The sequence below is a fragment of the Listeria swaminathanii genome (genome assembly GCF_014229645.1).
Taxonomy (GTDB): Bacteria; Bacillota; Bacilli; order Lactobacillales; family Listeriaceae; genus Listeria; species Listeria swaminathanii.
The window spans coordinates 94015-110849 of record NZ_JAATOD010000001.1 but is presented as its reverse complement, the minus strand read 5'-3'; the positions used below and the strand labels follow the sequence as shown (position 1 = coordinate 110849).

17 protein-coding genes, 2 pseudogenes and 1 riboswitch are annotated in these 16835 nt (G+C 40.5%); of the genes and pseudogenes, 8 read left to right on the top strand and 11 right to left on the bottom strand.

The window, feature by feature from the left end; genetic code table 11:
- Positions 1-25: 25 nt before the first annotated feature.
- Positions 26-217, top strand: a pseudogene (locus HCX62_RS00535) (endonuclease/exonuclease/phosphatase family protein); the annotation flags it as partial.
- 13 nt (positions 218-230) lie between these two features.
- Here the strand turns inward: HCX62_RS00535 and HCX62_RS00530 are convergent.
- The 3 genes from HCX62_RS00530 to HCX62_RS00520 all read right to left on the bottom strand — a co-directional run bounded on the left by HCX62_RS00530 (position 231) and on the right by HCX62_RS00520 (position 1968).
- Positions 231-569: a hypothetical protein gene (locus HCX62_RS00530; RefSeq protein WP_185636629.1), complete on the bottom strand. Its 339-nt coding sequence runs from the start codon at positions 567-569 to the stop codon at positions 231-233.
- A gap of 96 nt (positions 570-665) precedes the next feature.
- Positions 666-1058, bottom strand: coding sequence for a PH domain-containing protein (locus tag HCX62_RS00525; protein ID WP_185396643.1), 393 nt, complete (start codon positions 1056-1058; stop codon positions 666-668).
- Between the two features lie 250 nt (positions 1059-1308).
- On the bottom strand, positions 1309-1968 hold the full coding sequence (locus HCX62_RS00520; protein WP_008946742.1) for a GAP family protein: 660 nt from the start codon (positions 1966-1968) through the stop codon (positions 1309-1311).
- A gap of 302 nt (positions 1969-2270) precedes the next feature.
- Between HCX62_RS00520 and HCX62_RS00515 the strand changes: the two genes are divergently transcribed.
- Positions 2271-3686: a glycoside hydrolase family 1 protein gene (locus tag HCX62_RS00515; RefSeq protein ID WP_185503012.1), complete on the top strand. Its 1416-nt coding sequence runs from the start codon at positions 2271-2273 to the stop codon at positions 3684-3686.
- Between the two features lie 26 nt (positions 3687-3712).
- On the opposite strand, the gene thiE is transcribed toward HCX62_RS00515, so the two are convergent.
- The 5 genes from thiE to HCX62_RS00490 form a co-directional block, all read right to left on the bottom strand.
- The gene (gene thiE, locus HCX62_RS00510) at positions 3713-4357 is read right to left on the bottom strand and encodes a thiamine phosphate synthase (RefSeq protein ID WP_185636628.1); all 645 of its coding nucleotides are present in this window, start codon (positions 4355-4357) and stop codon (positions 3713-3715) included.
- Positions 4354-5157 (bottom strand): bifunctional hydroxymethylpyrimidine kinase/phosphomethylpyrimidine kinase, encoded by an 804-nt coding sequence (gene thiD, locus HCX62_RS00505; RefSeq protein ID WP_185636627.1) that lies wholly within the window; start codon positions 5155-5157, stop codon positions 4354-4356. The genes thiE and thiD overlap by 4 nt, the downstream gene beginning before the upstream one ends.
- Positions 5154-5963, bottom strand: coding sequence for a hydroxyethylthiazole kinase (thiM, locus tag HCX62_RS00500; RefSeq protein WP_185636626.1), 810 nt, complete (start codon positions 5961-5963; stop codon positions 5154-5156). Before thiM ends, thiD begins: the two co-directional genes overlap by 4 nt.
- The gene (tenA, locus tag HCX62_RS00495) at positions 5956-6630 is read right to left on the bottom strand and encodes a thiaminase II (RefSeq protein ID WP_185636625.1); all 675 of its coding nucleotides are present in this window, start codon (positions 6628-6630) and stop codon (positions 5956-5958) included. Before tenA ends, thiM begins: the two co-directional genes overlap by 8 nt.
- A gap of 86 nt (positions 6631-6716) precedes the next feature.
- A riboswitch (TPP riboswitch) is annotated at positions 6717-6822 on the bottom strand.
- A 30-nt stretch (positions 6823-6852) separates the two neighbouring features.
- Positions 6853-7638, bottom strand: coding sequence for a ChbG/HpnK family deacetylase (locus HCX62_RS00490; RefSeq protein WP_185636624.1), 786 nt, complete (start codon positions 7636-7638; stop codon positions 6853-6855).
- Positions 7639-7770: 132 nt separating this feature from the next.
- On the opposite strand from HCX62_RS00490, the gene HCX62_RS00485 reads away from it, so the two are divergent.
- Positions 7771-8199 carry a DUF1433 domain-containing protein gene (locus tag HCX62_RS00485; protein WP_376740656.1) on the top strand — a complete coding sequence of 143 codons (429 nt, stop codon included), beginning with the start codon at positions 7771-7773 and terminating at the stop codon, positions 8197-8199.
- Between the two features lie 64 nt (positions 8200-8263).
- Here HCX62_RS00485 and HCX62_RS00480 read toward each other — a convergent pair whose 3' ends face one another.
- The 3 genes and pseudogenes from HCX62_RS00480 to HCX62_RS00470 all read right to left on the bottom strand — a co-directional run bounded on the left by HCX62_RS00480 (position 8264) and on the right by HCX62_RS00470 (position 11316).
- Entirely contained in the window at positions 8264-9346 is a 1083-nt protein-coding gene (locus HCX62_RS00480; RefSeq protein ID WP_185636623.1) for a threonine aldolase family protein, read from the bottom strand.
- Positions 9303-10569: pseudogene (locus HCX62_RS00475) on the bottom strand (MrcB family domain-containing protein). The gene HCX62_RS00480 and the pseudogene HCX62_RS00475 overlap by 44 nt, the downstream one beginning before the upstream one ends.
- Before the next feature lie 195 nt (positions 10570-10764).
- A complete protein-coding gene (locus tag HCX62_RS00470; protein ID WP_052930069.1) occupies positions 10765-11316 on the bottom strand; it encodes a hypothetical protein in 552 nt (183 codons plus the stop codon).
- Between the two features lie 197 nt (positions 11317-11513).
- Between HCX62_RS00470 and HCX62_RS00465 the strand changes: the two genes are divergently transcribed.
- The 5 genes from HCX62_RS00465 to HCX62_RS00445 all read left to right on the top strand — a co-directional run bounded on the left by HCX62_RS00465 (position 11514) and on the right by HCX62_RS00445 (position 16835).
- The gene (locus HCX62_RS00465; RefSeq protein ID WP_003765181.1) at positions 11514-11855 is read left to right on the top strand and encodes a PTS sugar transporter subunit IIA; all 342 of its coding nucleotides are present in this window, start codon (positions 11514-11516) and stop codon (positions 11853-11855) included.
- Positions 11848-13239, top strand: a complete 1392-nt coding sequence (locus HCX62_RS00460) for a glycoside hydrolase family 1 protein (RefSeq protein WP_185636622.1) — start codon at positions 11848-11850, stop codon at positions 13237-13239. The genes HCX62_RS00465 and HCX62_RS00460 overlap by 8 nt, the downstream gene beginning before the upstream one ends.
- A gap of 16 nt (positions 13240-13255) precedes the next feature.
- Positions 13256-13546 carry a PTS sugar transporter subunit IIB gene (locus tag HCX62_RS00455; RefSeq protein WP_003722919.1) on the top strand — a complete coding sequence of 97 codons (291 nt, stop codon included), beginning with the start codon at positions 13256-13258 and terminating at the stop codon, positions 13544-13546.
- Positions 13547-13550: 4 nt separating this feature from the next.
- Entirely contained in the window at positions 13551-14864 is a 1314-nt protein-coding gene (locus HCX62_RS00450; protein WP_185636621.1) for a PTS sugar transporter subunit IIC, read from the top strand.
- 99 nt (positions 14865-14963) lie between these two features.
- Positions 14964-16835: a BglG family transcription antiterminator gene (locus tag HCX62_RS00445; RefSeq protein WP_185636620.1), complete on the top strand. Its 1872-nt coding sequence runs from the start codon at positions 14964-14966 to the stop codon at positions 16833-16835.

Sequence of the window (16835 nt, the reverse complement as noted above, 5' to 3'; positions counted from 1 at the left end):
CCAATGAAAAGAAGGATGTGGAATCATGTTCAGTGTAACTACTTTTAACATTCGTTTTGATGATACTTCTGAGCGTAAAAAGAGCTGAGAACTGCGTAAAACACTAACAAAATCATTACTCGATAAATATCAATGGGATTTCATGGGTGTGGAGGAATCTCTTCTGCCACAAATGCGCGACATTAAAGAAATGCAGGATTGGGATTATTTTGGGGTAGATTGAACATTTTTTAATGACTATACTTAAAGACCACTAGCCTATCTTCACCTCTTTGATAAACTGTCACAAAATAAAAATAACCATTAGTATAATTGCTTTGACTATCTTCCTCCAAAAAACTAATGTGATTGTGATAATGAGATTCCCATTCATCTGGAAAAGAAATATCTAACGGATTAAGACGATCACGTTCTCGATTCACATATAATTCGGTTTGATTATTATTAATCATTTCGACTAAATTCTGTTCATTTTTAGGATTTTGTATTCTTTTAAAACCTGTATCAAATCCGTTCAAAAGAATGATACTTTCCTCCTCATCTAGCCATTTCAGTGTAAATTCATCCATATTATGCCCCCAAAAGAAAACATTCGTATTTTTAATATATATAAAAGAGAAGACAGAACCCCGCCTTCTCTTCTGAAAATTATCTAAGTTTAAACCTTATAACATCTCTTTAATCATTTTATAAAGCGCAAAGCCCATTTCCGTGTCATTTTTATGCACTTTTAAGGAAATTGGAGCGGAGAAAGAAGTGTTTTGTGTCACAACTGTGTTACCGTCAACGCCGATTTTCAAGTCAAAATCTCGGTCTAGAGTTCCAGCAGTCTCAATAGAAACATATTTTAGCGCCTTCTTCGGGAAGAATTTATATTCTACTTTTTTCCCTGTAATACCTTGTGCATCTACATTGAAAATCCCTTTAGTAGTGATAATTACTTCATCTCTTATAAACTTGAAGATTTGAATAATTTGTTCATCTTCTTCTAAAAATCTTTCAATTCCGTATGAAGATTCCGAAACAATAGCAGCTTTTCCCATCAATTTATCGAACATTTAAATCCATCCTTTTTTGTTGTATATTCTTATTCGGCAAAATTCAAATTCCATTTCTATAGTTCAAAGATGAACATGTTTTATTATCTTACTTGGATTAATCCATTATCATCATAACTGAATAAGTATATTCATAGTATCACACAGGATTGTTAGAGTATGTAGATATTATGTGAATTATCTCGGCAAAAACAACGAAAAAAATAGGCTACTAATTTCTTGTCTAAGAAAAAGTAACCTATTCCAATTTTTAAAACGCCTTGCTAATCACACTCAGACCGATAAATAAGAACAGCACGGCCATAATCACGGAATTGTTTTGAATAAGCCATTTGCGTGTGCTATCCAATACGTTATTAAGTCGTTTTCCTGCTAATAAGAAAGCAATCGTCGGGATGTAAATCGAACAACACGCGATAATTCCGAAAATAATCGTCGCTGTTGTTTCTTGGCCACCGGATAAATTAAGCGCCCCAACACTGACTCCCGCTGTAAGTGACAGCAACATATTTTTCGGGTTCACTGCCGAAAGTACAAACGCAAAAATCATCGCTCCGCCCGGTTTAATATTGCTCATTTTCTCAAACCATTTTGGAGTTGCTGCTGTTTCGCCGTTTCTTGGTCGTTTTGTAAAATCGTGTGCGCCGAGTAAAATAAGTAACGCCCCCAGCACAATAAGTACCACTTTGACTAAGGTTGACTGATCTCCGGACGAACTGACAGCCGAACTCATTAAGAATAAACCGATAAAGAAAATAGCAATATTCCCGACAATCCAACCTACCGTATAAAAAATACTGTTAATCCGCGCCTTGTTACTAAGTAAAATCAAAATAAGACCCACAATCGGAAACGGGCTAATTAAGATCCCTACTGCCGGTGACAAAATTGCTGAAAAAGCTGATTCCACGCTGACTCCTCCTCTATATCTTTACTTCGAACGAGGACTTAATCCTCATTACACCATTCCATTTACCTATTTCCCCCTAATCCTCGCTAACAAACAATTCTTTTTTTCAGGAGGTTTGGTTGGCTGTTTCCATTGACTATCCCGCTTATGTTTGCTATATTTTAACTATAAAGTGGAATGTTACCGACGCAAGCCGGGCATAACCAAATATTTTTCTAAGTACCATGTTTTTTTGCATGTATTTAGAAAAGTATTTGGTTTTTTTTATAGATACTTTAAAATGTAGAAAAGGAGTTTTTAACATGCATACAAACACAGGATTTCCAGCCGACTTCTTATGGGGTGGAGCTGCTGCTGCAAACCAATTCGAAGGCGCTTACAACGTTGATGGAAAAGGACTTTCCGTTCAAGATGTTACTCCAAAAGGCGGATTCGGTCACATTACTGACGGTCCAACATCAGATAACTTGAAATTAGAAGGAATCGACTTTTACCATCGTTACAAAGATGACGTGAAACTTTTTGCTGAAATGGGCTTCAAAGTTTTCCGTACTTCCATCGCTTGGTCCCGTATCTTCCCAAATGGTGACGAAACAGAGCCAAACGAAGCAGGACTACAATTTTACGATGATTTATTCGATGAACTTCTAGCACATAATATTGAACCACTTATTACTTTATCTCACTATGAAACACCACTTCACCTATCTAAAACTTACGACGGCTGGGTAAATAGAAAAATGATCGACTTCTATGAAAACTATGTCCGCACAGTATTTAATCGCTATAAAGGCAAAGTAAAATATTGGCTAACGTTCAATGAAATCAACTCAATTTTACACGCACCATTCATGAGCGGCGGCATTTCTACAAGCCCAGACAAGTTATCGCAAAAAGACCTATACCAAGCTGTCCACCACGAACTTGTAGCAAGCGCACTGGCAACAAAAATCGGTCACGAAATCATGCCAGAAGCTCAAATCGGCTGCATGGTTTTAGCAATGCCAACCTATCCGCTAACTTCCAATCCAGACGATATTATCGCTGTTATGGAAGCTGAGCGCAAAAACTATTTCTTCTCCGATGTTCATGTCCGCGGAACTTATCCTGGCTACATGAAACGCTATTTCCGAGAAAACAACATCGAATTAGACGTAACTGAAGAAGACTTAGAAATCCTTAAAAACACAGTAGATTTCATTTCGTTTAGCTATTACATGAGCACAACCGAAACAGCTGACGAATCAAAACGCAAAGCTGGCGCAGGAAACATCCTAGGCGGCGTACAAAACCCTTACCTAGAAGCATCCGAATGGGGCTGGCAAATTGACCCTAAAGGCTTACGCGTTGTCCTAAACGAATTCTGGGATAGATACCAAAAACCACTTTTCATCGTAGAAAACGGTCTTGGCGCTATCGACCAACTAGAACAAGACGAAAACGGCAACTACACAGTGAATGACGACTACCGTATTAATTATTTGAGCGCTCATTTATCGCAAGTGAAAGAAGCGATTAAAGATGGCGTTGAGCTGATGGGTTACACTTCATGGGGCTGTATCGACCTAGTTAGTGCATCCACTGCTGAAATGAAAAAACGTTATGGCTTTATTTATGTCGATCGCAACAACGACGGCACAGGTTCGCTAAATCGTTATAAGAAGAAAAGTTTTGATTGGTACAAGAACGTTATTGCGACCAATGGTGAAGATTTATAAAAATGAGAAAACCCAGGTTTGCCCTTTTAGGAGGGGGAACCTGGGTTTTTTAATTGCTTGATAACTGATTCGCAATCTTGCGACCTAGTTATCGCTGAAATAACCGATACTCCGTCCGCACCTGCTGCGAGAACCTCAGCCGAATTTGTTTCATTAATCCCGCCAATACCGACAATTGGTATTGTGATTCCAGCCCGGCGAATTTCTTCCAAAATTGCCGTTCCACTCACTGGCTCTGCATCCGCTTTTGATATCGTTGGAAAAATTGGTCCTACGCCGATGTAATCCACTGAGCCAAGTCGTTCAGCTTCTTTTGCTTCACTAACTGAATGAACCGAAAGACCGATTTTCATTTTTCCGGCGCAACTCGCGATAACTTGGCGAATTGCTTCGTCGGTTTGCCCGACATGGATGCCGTCTGCGCCGATTTCAAGGGCTAAAGCGACATCATCGTTAATGATGAAAGGAACGTGGTATTTTGCGCATAATTTTTGGCATTCTAGCGCCATTTCTTTTCTTGCTGATGTGGTTTGGAGCGAGCCAGCTCCTTTTTCGCGATATTGAAAACACGTAATTCCGCCTTTTAGTGCTTCTTCTAGCACACTTGGCAACGTTCCGCGCACAATATCTTGCGTTCCGGCGATAAAATATACAGCTAGTTCAGCTCTCATTTCCCGTCCTCCAATCTGTACGCAAAATGGTTCGTCGGGCCATGACCGTGGCCAATGCCAAGCGGATATTTAATCGCGCTCGTGATGAATTCTTTCGCAACCACGACACTATCCAAAAGCGAATTTCCTTTCGCAAGTTCAGCCGCAATACATGCCGAAAAAGTACAACCCGTCCCGTGTGTATGCGGCGTATCAAAACGCTCGCTCGTAAGCCATTTCGTCGTTACCCCATCGAAATAAAAATCAGCCGCTTCTGTCATTTCGCTATGCCCACCTTTAATTACGACTGCTTTTACACCCATATCATAAATTTTCTTAGCTGCTCGTTCAATTTCAGCCTTCGTTGTGATTTTTTCTCCAAGAATTTCTTCGGCTTCTGGAATATTCGGCGTAATAATCGTACCAAGCGGTAAAAGTTCATCTTTCAAAACCTGTGTTGCTTCGTTTTCAAGCAAAGCAGTGCCGCCTTTCGCAATCATCACGGGATCAATGAGGAGATTTGGGAAGTTGTGCAAACGTATATTCCGCGCCACTTCCCGGATAATTTCTGCATTCGCCAGCATTCCAGTTTTCACGGCGCTCACTTGGAAATCCTCTGCAATCGCATCGCACTGTTCGCGAATCATTTCTACCGGGATTTTATGCACCGCTTTTACCCCTAGCGTGTTTTGCGCCGTAATTGCCGTGATGACGGACATGCCAAATGTTCTGCGCTCTTGAAATGTCTTGATATCCGCTTGTATCCCCGCGCCACCACCTGAATCTGAACCAGCTATCGTTAACACTTGTGGGAAAGTCATTTGTGTTCACCACTTTCTTGGATTTTTGCTTTGGCACGAGTTTTTTCGACCGACCAACTAGCGAGAGCGTCTAAAAACAGTGGTCGAAAAGAGCCGGGAAGTTTTCTTTCTAACTCCATTTCTGCATATTCAGAAGCCACCGCATAACTCGCGCACGCTTCAACACTAGCATGAAAAGCATCTTCCTGAACCGCGATAAAACTACCACAAACCGCACTCAGCAAACAACCAGAGCCAGTAATTCTTGGAAGCAACGCGCTACCATTCGCCACTTTTACAAAACGTGTTCCGTCTGAAATCACATCCACTTCGCCGCTAATAATAACAACCGTGCTCCATTCGTTCGCCACTTTTCCAGCAATAGTCAGCACATCCGCCGTGCCAACGCCCGCATCCACACCTTTCGCTTCCCAAGCTTCTCCAGCAATCGCAGCAAGTTCCCCCGCATTTCCACGAATCGCCGTGAACTGAATTTCTGACAACAACTCCTGCACCACTTTACGACGATATGAAGTCGCACCAACACCGACCGGATCAAGCACAACCGGAGTTCCCGCGACATTTGCCGCACGCCCAGCAATTTTCATCGCTTCCACCAGCTCACCGTCCAGCGTCCCAATATTAATCACAAGCACATCCGCCATTTTCGCCAGTTCATCCATTTCCTCTTTCGCAGAAGCCATAATCGGTGATGCTCCAATCGCAAGCAGCCCGTTTGCCGAGTCATTCGCAACCACGATATTCGTAATATTATGCACCAACGGCCCTCTTTCCTGCACCTTTTCCAACGTCATAAAATCAAACATAATTCACACTCCCACGCCAATTTTGTTTTTTATAAGCCATCTCAAAAAACGCCCATTCCATTTCCACACTAATTTGAAAAGCCTGCTTCATCAGGGCAAGTTCCCGCGCATCCGCCACGCTCGCCGCCTGTTCCACCAACCGCTTCTGCTGCAACACCACTTTTTGATAATTTTCATCCACATAACTATCCAACAACTCTTGATAAAAAGGCTCCGAACTCCGCGCCCCTTCGTACATTTTCCCCATATCCGCATAAAGCGCATAACACGGCAAAAGCGCCGCAATCGTCACCCCAAAACTACCAAAATCCGCCATCCGGTAAAGATGAGAAGTATAATGATAAGCAGTCGGCGCCGGTTTTCGCTCGGAAAAATCTCGCTCCGTTAGTCCAACCCGCGGATAAAACTGTTCGCGCATCAACAATTCTGACTGCTGAAGCCGCCCCTGTACTTGCCGCATTTCCCCCGCAAGCTCCTCCGTCCCAGCTTGCGTCACACTTTTCTCAATCACCTTCTCAAAATGCGACAAATAATAATCATCCTGCAACAGATAAAAATGAAACGCCTCCTTCTCAAGCGTCCCATCCGCCAAACTCCGCACAAATGGATGCCGCAACGTTTCTTGCCATAAATCCCCTACTTCTTCCTGAAAACCATGAATAAACACTCAAACTCCTCCTTTTGCACAATAAAAAAAGCGCCCACTGTCTCTTAGCATAAGCAAAGAAACAGCAGCCGCGATAAATTTTCCGGTCACTTTCACATTCACTTCCCTACGCTTGCACTAACAAACAGGTTCAAAGGGTCAGAAAGCATTACCTTCCAATCTCAGCCAGAATCGGCCCCCCCAGTTTTTCTTATTAAGTTGCGTTTATCATAACATAGAGTTTTAACGCTGTAAATCCCCAAAAGAAATGAGCTCAAACCCATTTTCACGAATCCAATCCCGCACTCGAACGTCACAAATCGTCGCAAGTTCCCGGCACCGCATCAACGTGTAGGAAGAATTATCCAGCACAAATTGATCCAAAAATCCCACATCAAAATGCATCTCTGCGATTTCGTTTGGCGCCAGTTTTAGTAAACCAAAATCATCATTAAGGAAGTTCTCAACCGAGACGCCGCCATTTGTGTAAGGGAGTGCGCCCGATTCCAAAAGTTTGGCAATTGGTAAATATCCTTCTTGCTCCGGCCATTTTTTATCACCGCTGTATTTTAAAGTGGTGTGGATCCCGAACTCGCGCGCGATATCAAAGAAAGCTTGATCGACCGTTTCATCACCGATTGAGTGGCAATCGATGTGCTCTGGATAATGACCAGTTAGCGCTTTGAACCGTTCCATTTGAGCGATGGTTTCCGTGCGCACATCTTTGTATTGGAATTTCAGTTCTGGGTTAGCCCGGTAATATTTGGAACGATGGAATTCCCCGTTTTCGTCGACGAGTGACGGTATTTTTGTTGGGTTTGCGCACGGTTTTCCGAGTAGGAAGTTTGTGTGTTGGCCGATGAATAGGTCTGGGTGATCTTTTGCGAGAGCGATTGCGTGCTCGGCTGTTTCTAGGTTCGGCATGAGTAAGGTGGATGTGGTGATGCCGGTTTTGTAGCTTTCGATGATACCGTGGTTGATTGCTTTGGATAGACCGAAATCGTCTGCGTCGATGATTAGTTTTGGCATGGGGAACCTCCTTTTACTGAAATATTCATTTTTATTATATCTATAATCCTAAAATACGCAAAGGCAAATCCCGTTTAACATAAAAAATATGCTAAAATATTGATTATAAGTCATCTATGTTGGAGGCACTTTATGTCAAAACGAACTAAAATTATTATACTAGCCATTGTCACTGTACTATTTATCCTAGTCGGATTACTTTTTATAAAACATCATGAAAACCAAGCTTTTTTTAATGACCAAAAAGAAAAAATCACAATATATCTTAAATATAATATTCCCGATTTTAATACAGTTACTTATACCAATGAAGAATTTAACCCTATTGGCATAAGCATTGATGGATACATAAATAATGATAAAAATCTGAGTTTTACTGCGGGTAAAGACGTGAAAATATTTAGTTGCTCTGAAGAACTTGATAAAATGTTTAAAGAACCGAGAAAAGGTTACGATGAAATTGTAGAAAAAGAGAAGACATCCTTAGAGGTACCAAGAGAAGAAGCTAAGACAATTGATGAAATCCTATCCGAATTAAAATCAGATAATCACTCGAAATAAAATATAATTCCTACTAAAAAAGACAAGCTACTATAGAAAATAGCTTGTCTTTTCATATCCAAATTTATAGCCTAAATTCCTTTTCCAAACATTCAAAAACTGACTCTAAATCTTTCCCCGGTATCTCCGCAAACGCATCCCCAATCGAAACCTCAAACGCACAGACATCCGCCGATTCCTCCTGCAAATACCCCGAAACCCCTACTCCAGTCTCATCCTGAATCTTCGTCAAAATCGCCCCAACCTCACTAGCCGACTTCTCAAAATAAACATGAAACATATTAGAAACCGGCACTTCCGGCACAGTCTTCACACCCGGACACGAATTAAACCGCTCCGCCAATCCTTTCGCCATCTCAAAATATTCCGCCATTTTCCCAATCCGTTTTTCAAAATAATAATCCGCGGACAAAATATACGGATAGAGACTAATCAAATCCCCGCCATACCGCCGTTTCCAGATTTTCGCCTCTTGCACAAAATCATCATTCCCAGCCAAAATCGCCCCAGCAATCCCGCCAATCCCTTTATAAAACGATACATATACACTATCAAAGAGCGCGCAAATTTCTTCCGCAGACTTCTGATAAAACGGCGTGATTTCCCATAACCGCGCCCCGTCCAGATGCAACTGAATACCCTCTTCATGACAATACTCAGAAATTTCCTCCAGCTCTTCAAAAGAAGTCAGTTGCCCACCAATTTCGCGTTGTGGAAGTTCGATAAGCACACTAGAAACTGGCTCACGAAGGCTTTTAATATCGTCAATTGTCACAAGTCGATCCGCCGTTCCAAGTAATATTGGCGTGATTTGCTGCAACTCTTTTAGCCCGTCTTGCTCATGAATCTCCAAATGCGAAAGCGGATGATATGCCACGCGCCGATTCTCTTTCCGGTCCGCCCAGATTCTCAACGCAATTTGCTGAGCCATCGTCCCACTTGGGAAAAATACCGCAGATTGTTTCCCGAGAATTTTCGCGATTTTTATTTCAAAGTTTTCAATAATTTCGCCGTTTCCATAAATATCGCTTTCTAAGTTGTCATCAATATTTTGAAGTACTTCTGTCAAAACGCCTACATTGCGCGGACCGTTCCCGCCTAGTTTATAAGGTGTTTTTTGGTAGCTGATTTTCAGTGTGTTTGTCATTTTGGTTCACTCCTTTTTACGATATAATTGATTGGTTTTATTTCTAAGGTCGCATCGAATAAATTATCAATAATTTTCAGTTTTGGTGCTGTATTATAATCATATACCCGATAAACCCTATAAAGCTCACCTTTTAATCTAGCAACATTTAATTCATTATCTGATAAGTAAAAAGCAGCATCTCTATTTCCTGTCGTTGTTTTAACTTCGATATAAATCTCTATCACTTTATTTGGTGCATCTGGATCTATGTCATAGGAAATAATATCATATCCATGCCCATCACCACTTTCAGCAACATGAGTGATTTTATCTGCATAAGGTTTTGTAATAGCGTTCTTTATTAATCGCTCTCGTTCATAATTAATTACCAAATACTCTCCTTGCAATCCTTTTTCCGTATTTCTAATAGCCTCTTTCGCATAATCTCTTTTGGTGATGTAAGGCACTTTTTCTTCTTTAACCACCGAATTTCTTGAATGCGTTTCTTCTTTACCTAAAACTAATTTACGCTTTTTTTCTATTTCAACGATTTTCTCTGATTTTGCTTTTTCACTTAATTCATTGAAAGTTCCATTATTAATTATGAAATCAATTGTAGCTTCTATACCTTTTTTGTCATCCAACACTAAGTGGCCTTTTAATTCTTTAAAAATAGTAAGCATTTGCAGCAAATCTTGTAGTAACAAATCATTATCAGTTTCTCCCAAATCCGAGATATCATAATATTTACTATAAATATTGCATGATTCATAACCTTTCACAAGATCAGTATAACGAGATTTCTCCCGCCCTAAGTTTATTGGGTCAATTGTAAAACCATTTTCAGCTTTTAACGTGGACAAATTTTCCTGCCAAAAACGAGCAATTTTCCCTAAAGTCAATTTAGCATTTTTATAATTTTTATTTACATATGTATATCCTTGATTCAAAGATAAATAAACACCTTGATAATCATTTGTAAACAAGTAAACTAGATTAACTCCCTCTTGTACACTTGTGCTAATTTCTTTATCATGCACTGCTATCCAAGGGACATTTGCCCAACCTCCTGTACCAATAGACGCAGATATTTCGTAATCTTCTCCTAAAAAGGTGCTTTCAAAAGCTGTTTTAACACCTTGTTTAAAATTTTTGGCTACTTCATTCCCAGCCATTGGATAATTGGTTCTTTGCTCCCCATAGTTTTCTTGCATGTATTTTAATAATGCCACTAAGTTCATCACAAACATCCTTTTTATATAATGTATTTTCATCTTCTCGTATACATTATACCTAAGAATGTAGATTTGTTGTGAATTTAACTATAAAAAGTGCTTGTTCAACAAAAAAACTATCCTCCCGAGAAATCCTCAAAAGAATAGTCTTCATAAATCTTTAAAAACAGGTGGTTACAACGGACTTCCGTTTCTTATAATTTAATTTTTCTTATAAGTTTCCTTAACCATAATGTTCTCTTTATCATCCACTTTTTTCAAAATTAAATTCTCACTTTCCAGTTCCATAGAAAGCACATAATCGCTTTCTTCCTTAGTGTCTAAATGATATTCATTTCCTTTTTGTTCACTTTTCGTTATCTTGATATTATCCTTCGCTTTAACCATTTCAAGGACTTTTTGCACATTCTCTTTTTCACTTTCTGTCTCATAACTATACACTTTCTTACTAACTACCGGGCCATCATATTGATATTCAGCGCCATCTTTTTGTTTTATTTTATAAGAATTAGTCATGGCAACTTCATCATCAATATACAATTCTTTTACGTTCCCGTCCGTATCAATTTCCAGATCAACACTAATCTTACCCGACTCATCCGTGTCCTTGAAATTCGCCCCATCACTAGCACCTACACCAACCGATTCCAACTTCCACTTCCCAGTATACTTACTATCAACAACTTCTTTACCACAACCCACTAACAAAAGACAAATCCCTAAAAAAATAATACTTATTAACTTCTTGTTCATCTCGTTGCTCTCCTTTTTTGTATATAATTAACGGTTAATTCCGTTCCACCTTGATATTTCGTCTTCTATAACATCATATCCTAGTACATAAAAATTTCCAAACCAAAACCAATTTCCACTTCCAAAGTGGCAAATAATAATTTCACCTCCCCCATTTTCCCAGCTATAGTAAAGACAAATCAAAAGGAGGTCTTTACGTGACAGATAGCAACGAACTAACAACAGAACTCGATTCCATGGCAATCATCTTACACGCCGGGAATGCGAAAAGTTGTGCTTTTGAGGCACTGAAAGAAGTAAAACAGCAAAACATCGAAGCTTTCACGCAGAAAATTACCGAAGCGAAAGATGAGATTAAACTGGCGCACCGAGCGCACGCGGAACTTTTACGAAAACTATCTTCTGAGAACCGAATGAAAGAGGTGGATTTACTGCTTGTTCATGCGGAAGGTCACTTGTCTTCTACGGATATTGCTGTGGAAATGATTCGGGAACTGGGAGAAATTTATCAATGGAAATGGAGTTTATCTAATGAATAATAACTTTTTATGGGGAGGTGCAACGGCCTCTTATCAATGTGAAGGTGCTTGGAATGTGGATGGCAAGGCGGAATCGATGTGGGACTACTACTTGCATGAAGCTGGTCTTGAGAATGGCGATGTGGCGAGCGATCACTACCGTCGCTACGAAGAAGACATTCGGATGATGAAAGAAGGCGGACAAAATTCGTATCGTTTTTCCTTATCTTGGCCGCGGATTATAAAAAATAGGCAAGGTGACATCAACTTAAAAGGGATCGAATTTTATCAAAACTTGCTAGATACGTGTAAAAAATATGATATCGAGCCGTTTGTGACACTTTATCATTGGGATTTGCCGCAATATTGGGAAGAAACTGGTGGCTGGTTGGATCACGATGTTTGTGCCGCGTTTGAGCATTATGCCAAGGTTTGTTATGACCACTTTGGCGATAAAATCACGAATTGGACCACTTTTAACGAACCAAAATGGTTTGTTGCTAACGGATATAAAATCGGCAACTACCCGCCCGGCTATCAAGATACGCAAAAGACAATGATTGCGGCTTATAATGTAATGTACGCGAGTGCTTTAGGCGTGAAGGCTTTTAAAGAAGGCGGCTATCCTGGGCAAATCGGCATTGTCCACAGCTACACGCCGGTTAATGGTGTCGATGAAAGTATCGAAACAAAAATCGCAATGCGCTACGCTGATAACTATTGCAACAACTGGATTCTCGACACAGCCGCACTTGGCGAATTCCCAGTCGACCTCATTGCCGAACTAGCAAAATCGCACGATATCAGCTTTATGAAAACAGACGAACTACAAACAATTAAACAAAACACCGTCGACTTCATCGGCTTAAATTACTATTCTCGCACACTCGTTAAACCATACACTGGTGGCGAAACACAGCTACAATTTAACCACAGCGGTAAAAAAGGCGAAAGTAAAGTTCTCATCAAAAACTGGTTCGAACAAGTGAAAGATCCCGCCAACGAAACGACCGAATGGGACACAGAAATTTATCCAAAAGGCTTACAAGATGGCTTAATCGAGGCTTACGAACGCTATCAATTACCACTTTATGTGACGGAAAACGGCATTGGTGTTCGCGAAGACGTTTCTGTGCCACAAGTAGATGATGCCTACCGAATCGCCTTTATGAACGACCATATTAACGCCATTTTCAACGCAATCGATGCTGGTTGTGACGTTCGCGGCTACTACGCTTGGTCTCCGTTCGACCTTTACTCTTGGAAAAATGGTGTCGAAAAGCGTTACGGACTTGTGGCAGTTGATTTCGAAAACAACCAAATCAGAAAACCAAAAGCTTCCTACTACTGGTTCAAAGAAATGATTGAAAGTCAGGAAAAACTCATCAAACGAAGAGAATTTTAAAAAAAGGAGCAGGAAAATGAAAAATATCATGTTAGTTTGTAATGCTGGTATGTCTACAGGAATGCTTGCGAAAAAAATCGAAGCCGCTTCTGGCAACACATTAAACGTCACTGCTTATAGTGAATCCGAGTATACCGATTATTTGGACGGTGTCGATCTCGTTCTTATCGGCCCTCAAATCCGTTTCCTTATGCCACAAATTAAACAGGCCGTCAGCGTCCCAGTCCATGCCATTTCACCAGTAAAATACGGCATCATGGACGGCAAAGGGGTTTACGAAGACATCCAGAAATTAATAGGAGGATAAAAACATGCGATTTAATACCATTAGCGAAAAAATGGATCAATATATTTCCCCGCTGGCTAACAAACTTAGCCAGCAACGCCATTTGAAAGCAACCAGAGATGCCTTTATGTCCATGCTGCCAATTACATTGTTTGGTTCGATTCCGATTATTTTGAAAGCGGCTCCAGTAACAGATGATACGAAAAACGGCTTCCTGCTTGGCTGGGCTAACTTTGCCGAAAAATATGATTTAATCCTAAACTGGATTAGCGGAATCACACTTGGCGCCATGTCGTTATATATTTGCGTCGGTATCACGTATTATTTATGCAAACACTACCACGAAGATTTCTTACGCCCACTTATGTTTTCTATCGCCGGTTTCTTTATGCTCGTACTTAATCCAATCAAAATGGGCTGGGACGGCAAAGAAGTAGACATCAGTTTCCTTGATGGACGCGGAATACTACTTTCGATTTTCGTCGCCATCGTTACCGTAGAAGGCTATCACTGGATGCGCAAGAAAAATGTCGGTCGAATAACCATGCCCGATAGCGTCCCAGCTTCCCTATCCGAGACATTCGCAGCTTTAGTTCCTGGTATCATTTTAATGACCTTTTTCTCGATTATCTTTATCATTTTCAACCTACTAGACACAACTGCCATCCAATTCTTATATGAAAAAATGGCGCCGAGCTTCAAAGCAGCCGATAGCTTACCATTCACGATTCTAAGTATTTTCCTAGTTCACCTATTCTGGTTCTTCGGTGTACACGATGCCGCACTTGCCGGAATTCTAGGCCCAATTCGTGACGGAAACCTTTCAATCAACGCCGCTGAAAAAATGGCTGGTCAAGATTTGACGAATATTTTCACGACACCATTTTGGACGTATTTCGTTATCATTGGTGGTTCTGGTTCCGTTCTCGCACTTGCCTTTTTAATGATGCGCTCCAAGTCCAAACAACTAAGCACCGTCGGGAAAGTCGGCTTCTTACCTTCCATATTCGGAATTTCTGAACCGCTTATTTTCGGAACACCTCTAATGCTGAATCCGATTTTCTTCTTCCCGTTCATTTTCACATCCGTCTTCAATGGCGTTATTACGTATCTTTGTATGTATTTCGGGGTTGTCGGAAAAACGTTCGCCGTCTTCTCCTGGCAAATGCCCGCGCCAATTGGAGCATTTCTATCCACCATGGACTGGCGAGCCATCGTTCTCGTATTCATCCTGATTTTCCTAAACGGTCTGATGTACTACCCATTCCTAAAAGTTTATGAGAAAAATCTCGTTGCTTTAGAAAAAGAAGCCGAGGAAGAAAACATCGCTGCTAATTAATAGCCATTTAAATAGAGATTGGGACAAAAAAACTCGTCTCTTTCTCTATTTGGTGTTGTATAATAACAATAGGTTAAGGGAGAATTAGGGGGGGATATAATGACTATTTCAGAAAGGCAACGTTCATTGTTAGAAAAGCTTAACGACAGCCAAAAGACAGTAACAGCAAAAGCACTTTCAGAAATGTTAGGCGTTTCTTCCAAAACTGTGCGAAATGACATTATGCAAATTAACCAGTCATTTAGTTCCACAATCATTGCATCAAAAGCTGGAAAAGGCTATTTTCTAACACCAAACGAGCAACTTTCACAAATGAATCTATCCAAAAATAGCGACAATCTACATTTTGAATTATTACGCCATATCATCGAACAAGATCATACCAATTTCTATGATTTAGCGGATCAATTTTTCATTAGCGAATCGACGTTAGCACGTATTATTAAAGAGCTCAACACCGTTATCGCTGAAAAAGATGAGTCGCTTTGTATTATTCGAAAAAACAACGAACTACTAACCGAGGGCGGCGAAGAAGAAAAACGCCGCATCTTCAACCTGTTCCTCAATCAAGAAATCGAAAACCATCAATTAAGTCTAGACAAATACGCTGATTACTTCGATTACTGCAATCTAAAACAACTTTCCGAGCTCATTATTGCCTACCACAAAAAGAACGAATTTTTCATGAATGATTTCTCGACGATTTCGTTCATTTTGCATATTGCCGTTTTAATTGAGCGAATCAGTATGGGCAGCTATATAGAGCGAACCGCTTTACTCGAGCAAGATAAAACTAGCCTTGAAATGGCAGAGCACCTAGCCGAAACGTTAGAAAATGAACTGCAAATCAATATTCCAACCCAAGAACTAAGCTATATCGCCCGGCTTTATTCCGGCAAACTAACGACAACTTCCACCATTGACGCAAAAGTTTTTGGCAGCGTTGTCACTAGGCTCCTTGAAGCAGTGGATCAAAACTTCCATATCGACTTTTCAGCTGACGAAAAAATAGCGACCTATCTAGTAGCTCACATATCAGCCCTTTACAAAAGAGCCAATCATAAGCAATATTTAACGAACCCGCTCACCGAAGAATTAAAAAACAAGTTCCCATTTATTTATAACGTCAGCGTCTATGCCTCAGCCTTTATCCAAAAAGAGTTAGCGATTACTTTTCCAGATGACGAAATCGCCTATATCGCGCTGCATTTTCTGTCCGCTTCGGAAACAATCAATCACGGTAAAAAGCGAAAAATCCTCCTAGTTTCCCCGTACGGCGCGGGCAGCCAACGCTTGGTTCATAACCAACTAAAGAAAATACCAGATTTTTCGATTGATTTACTCGTTTCTCAGTCTATTTTCGACATCAAGCAATTCATCCTAGACAAAGAAATCCATCTAATCCTAACCGCCGAGCCATTAAACCTAACAACCGACATACCAGTCTATCACTATGATTTACTATTAGCAGACAGCGATTTGCAAAAAATCAAACACATTTTAGAAGCAAAACCAAAAACGGAATCGATTTCCAGAAAGTTTTTCAAAAAAGAACTATTCTTTCCAAAACAAAACTTCAAATCCAAAGAAGAAACCATCACCTTTCTTTGCGAGCAATTAACTGCATTTGACTACTGCGACTCAGATTACGTAGCAAAAGTGTTCGAGCGCGAGCATTTATCCAGCACCTGCTACGGCAACTACTACGCAATTCCGCACGCCATCCAGCGAAGCGCGAAGAAAAATGCCGTCGCCGTATGCTCACTCGATAAACCAATTGACTGGAGTGGCAACCGCGTCAAACTCGTCCTTTTGCTCACCATGAAAGAAGAACGCGACAACTCTTTTGAAGAATTATTCGGCCAACTCGTCACTATTCTAAATGAACGCAGCTTCGTCAAAAAACTAGCCAAACAAGAAGATTTCCAACAATTTATCAAACTTTGCGAACAAAAAACCCTAGATTCATAA

Excerpts from the sequence above, each read along its gene's own strand:
- HCX62_RS00525 (WP_185396643.1), bottom strand. The coding sequence starts at position 1,058 with ATGTTCGATAAATTGATGGGAAAAGCTGCTATTGTTTCGGAATCTTCA.
- HCX62_RS00470 (WP_052930069.1), bottom strand. The coding sequence starts at position 11,316 with ATGAACAAGAAGTTAATAAGTATTATTTTTTTAGGGATTTGTCTTTTG.
- thiM (WP_185636626.1), bottom strand. The coding sequence starts at position 5,963 with ATGTTTGATTTTATGACGTTGGAAAAGGTGCAGGAAAGAGGGCCGTTG.
- HCX62_RS00455 (WP_003722919.1), top strand. The coding sequence starts at position 13,256 with ATGAAAAATATCATGTTAGTTTGTAATGCTGGTATGTCTACAGGAATG.
- HCX62_RS00480 (WP_185636623.1), bottom strand. The coding sequence starts at position 9,346 with ATGACAAACACACTGAAAATCAGCTACCAAAAAACACCTTATAAACTA.
- thiE (WP_185636628.1), bottom strand. The coding sequence starts at position 4,357 with ATGAGAGCTGAACTAGCTGTATATTTTATCGCCGGAACGCAAGATATT.
- HCX62_RS00490 (WP_185636624.1), bottom strand. The coding sequence starts at position 7,638 with ATGCCAAAACTAATCATCGACGCAGACGATTTCGGTCTATCCAAAGCA.
- HCX62_RS00445 (WP_185636620.1), top strand. The coding sequence starts at position 14,964 with ATGACTATTTCAGAAAGGCAACGTTCATTGTTAGAAAAGCTTAACGAC.
- HCX62_RS00515 (WP_185503012.1), top strand. The coding sequence starts at position 2,271 with ATGCATACAAACACAGGATTTCCAGCCGACTTCTTATGGGGTGGAGCT.
- HCX62_RS00460 (WP_185636622.1), top strand. The coding sequence starts at position 11,848 with ATGAATAATAACTTTTTATGGGGAGGTGCAACGGCCTCTTATCAATGT.
- thiD (WP_185636627.1), bottom strand. The coding sequence starts at position 5,157 with ATGACTTTCCCACAAGTGTTAACGATAGCTGGTTCAGATTCAGGTGGT.
- HCX62_RS00530 (WP_185636629.1), bottom strand. The coding sequence starts at position 569 with ATGGATGAATTTACACTGAAATGGCTAGATGAGGAGGAAAGTATCATT.
- HCX62_RS00485 (WP_376740656.1), top strand. The coding sequence starts at position 7,771 with ATGTCAAAACGAACTAAAATTATTATACTAGCCATTGTCACTGTACTA.
- HCX62_RS00450 (WP_185636621.1), top strand. The coding sequence starts at position 13,551 with ATGCGATTTAATACCATTAGCGAAAAAATGGATCAATATATTTCCCCG.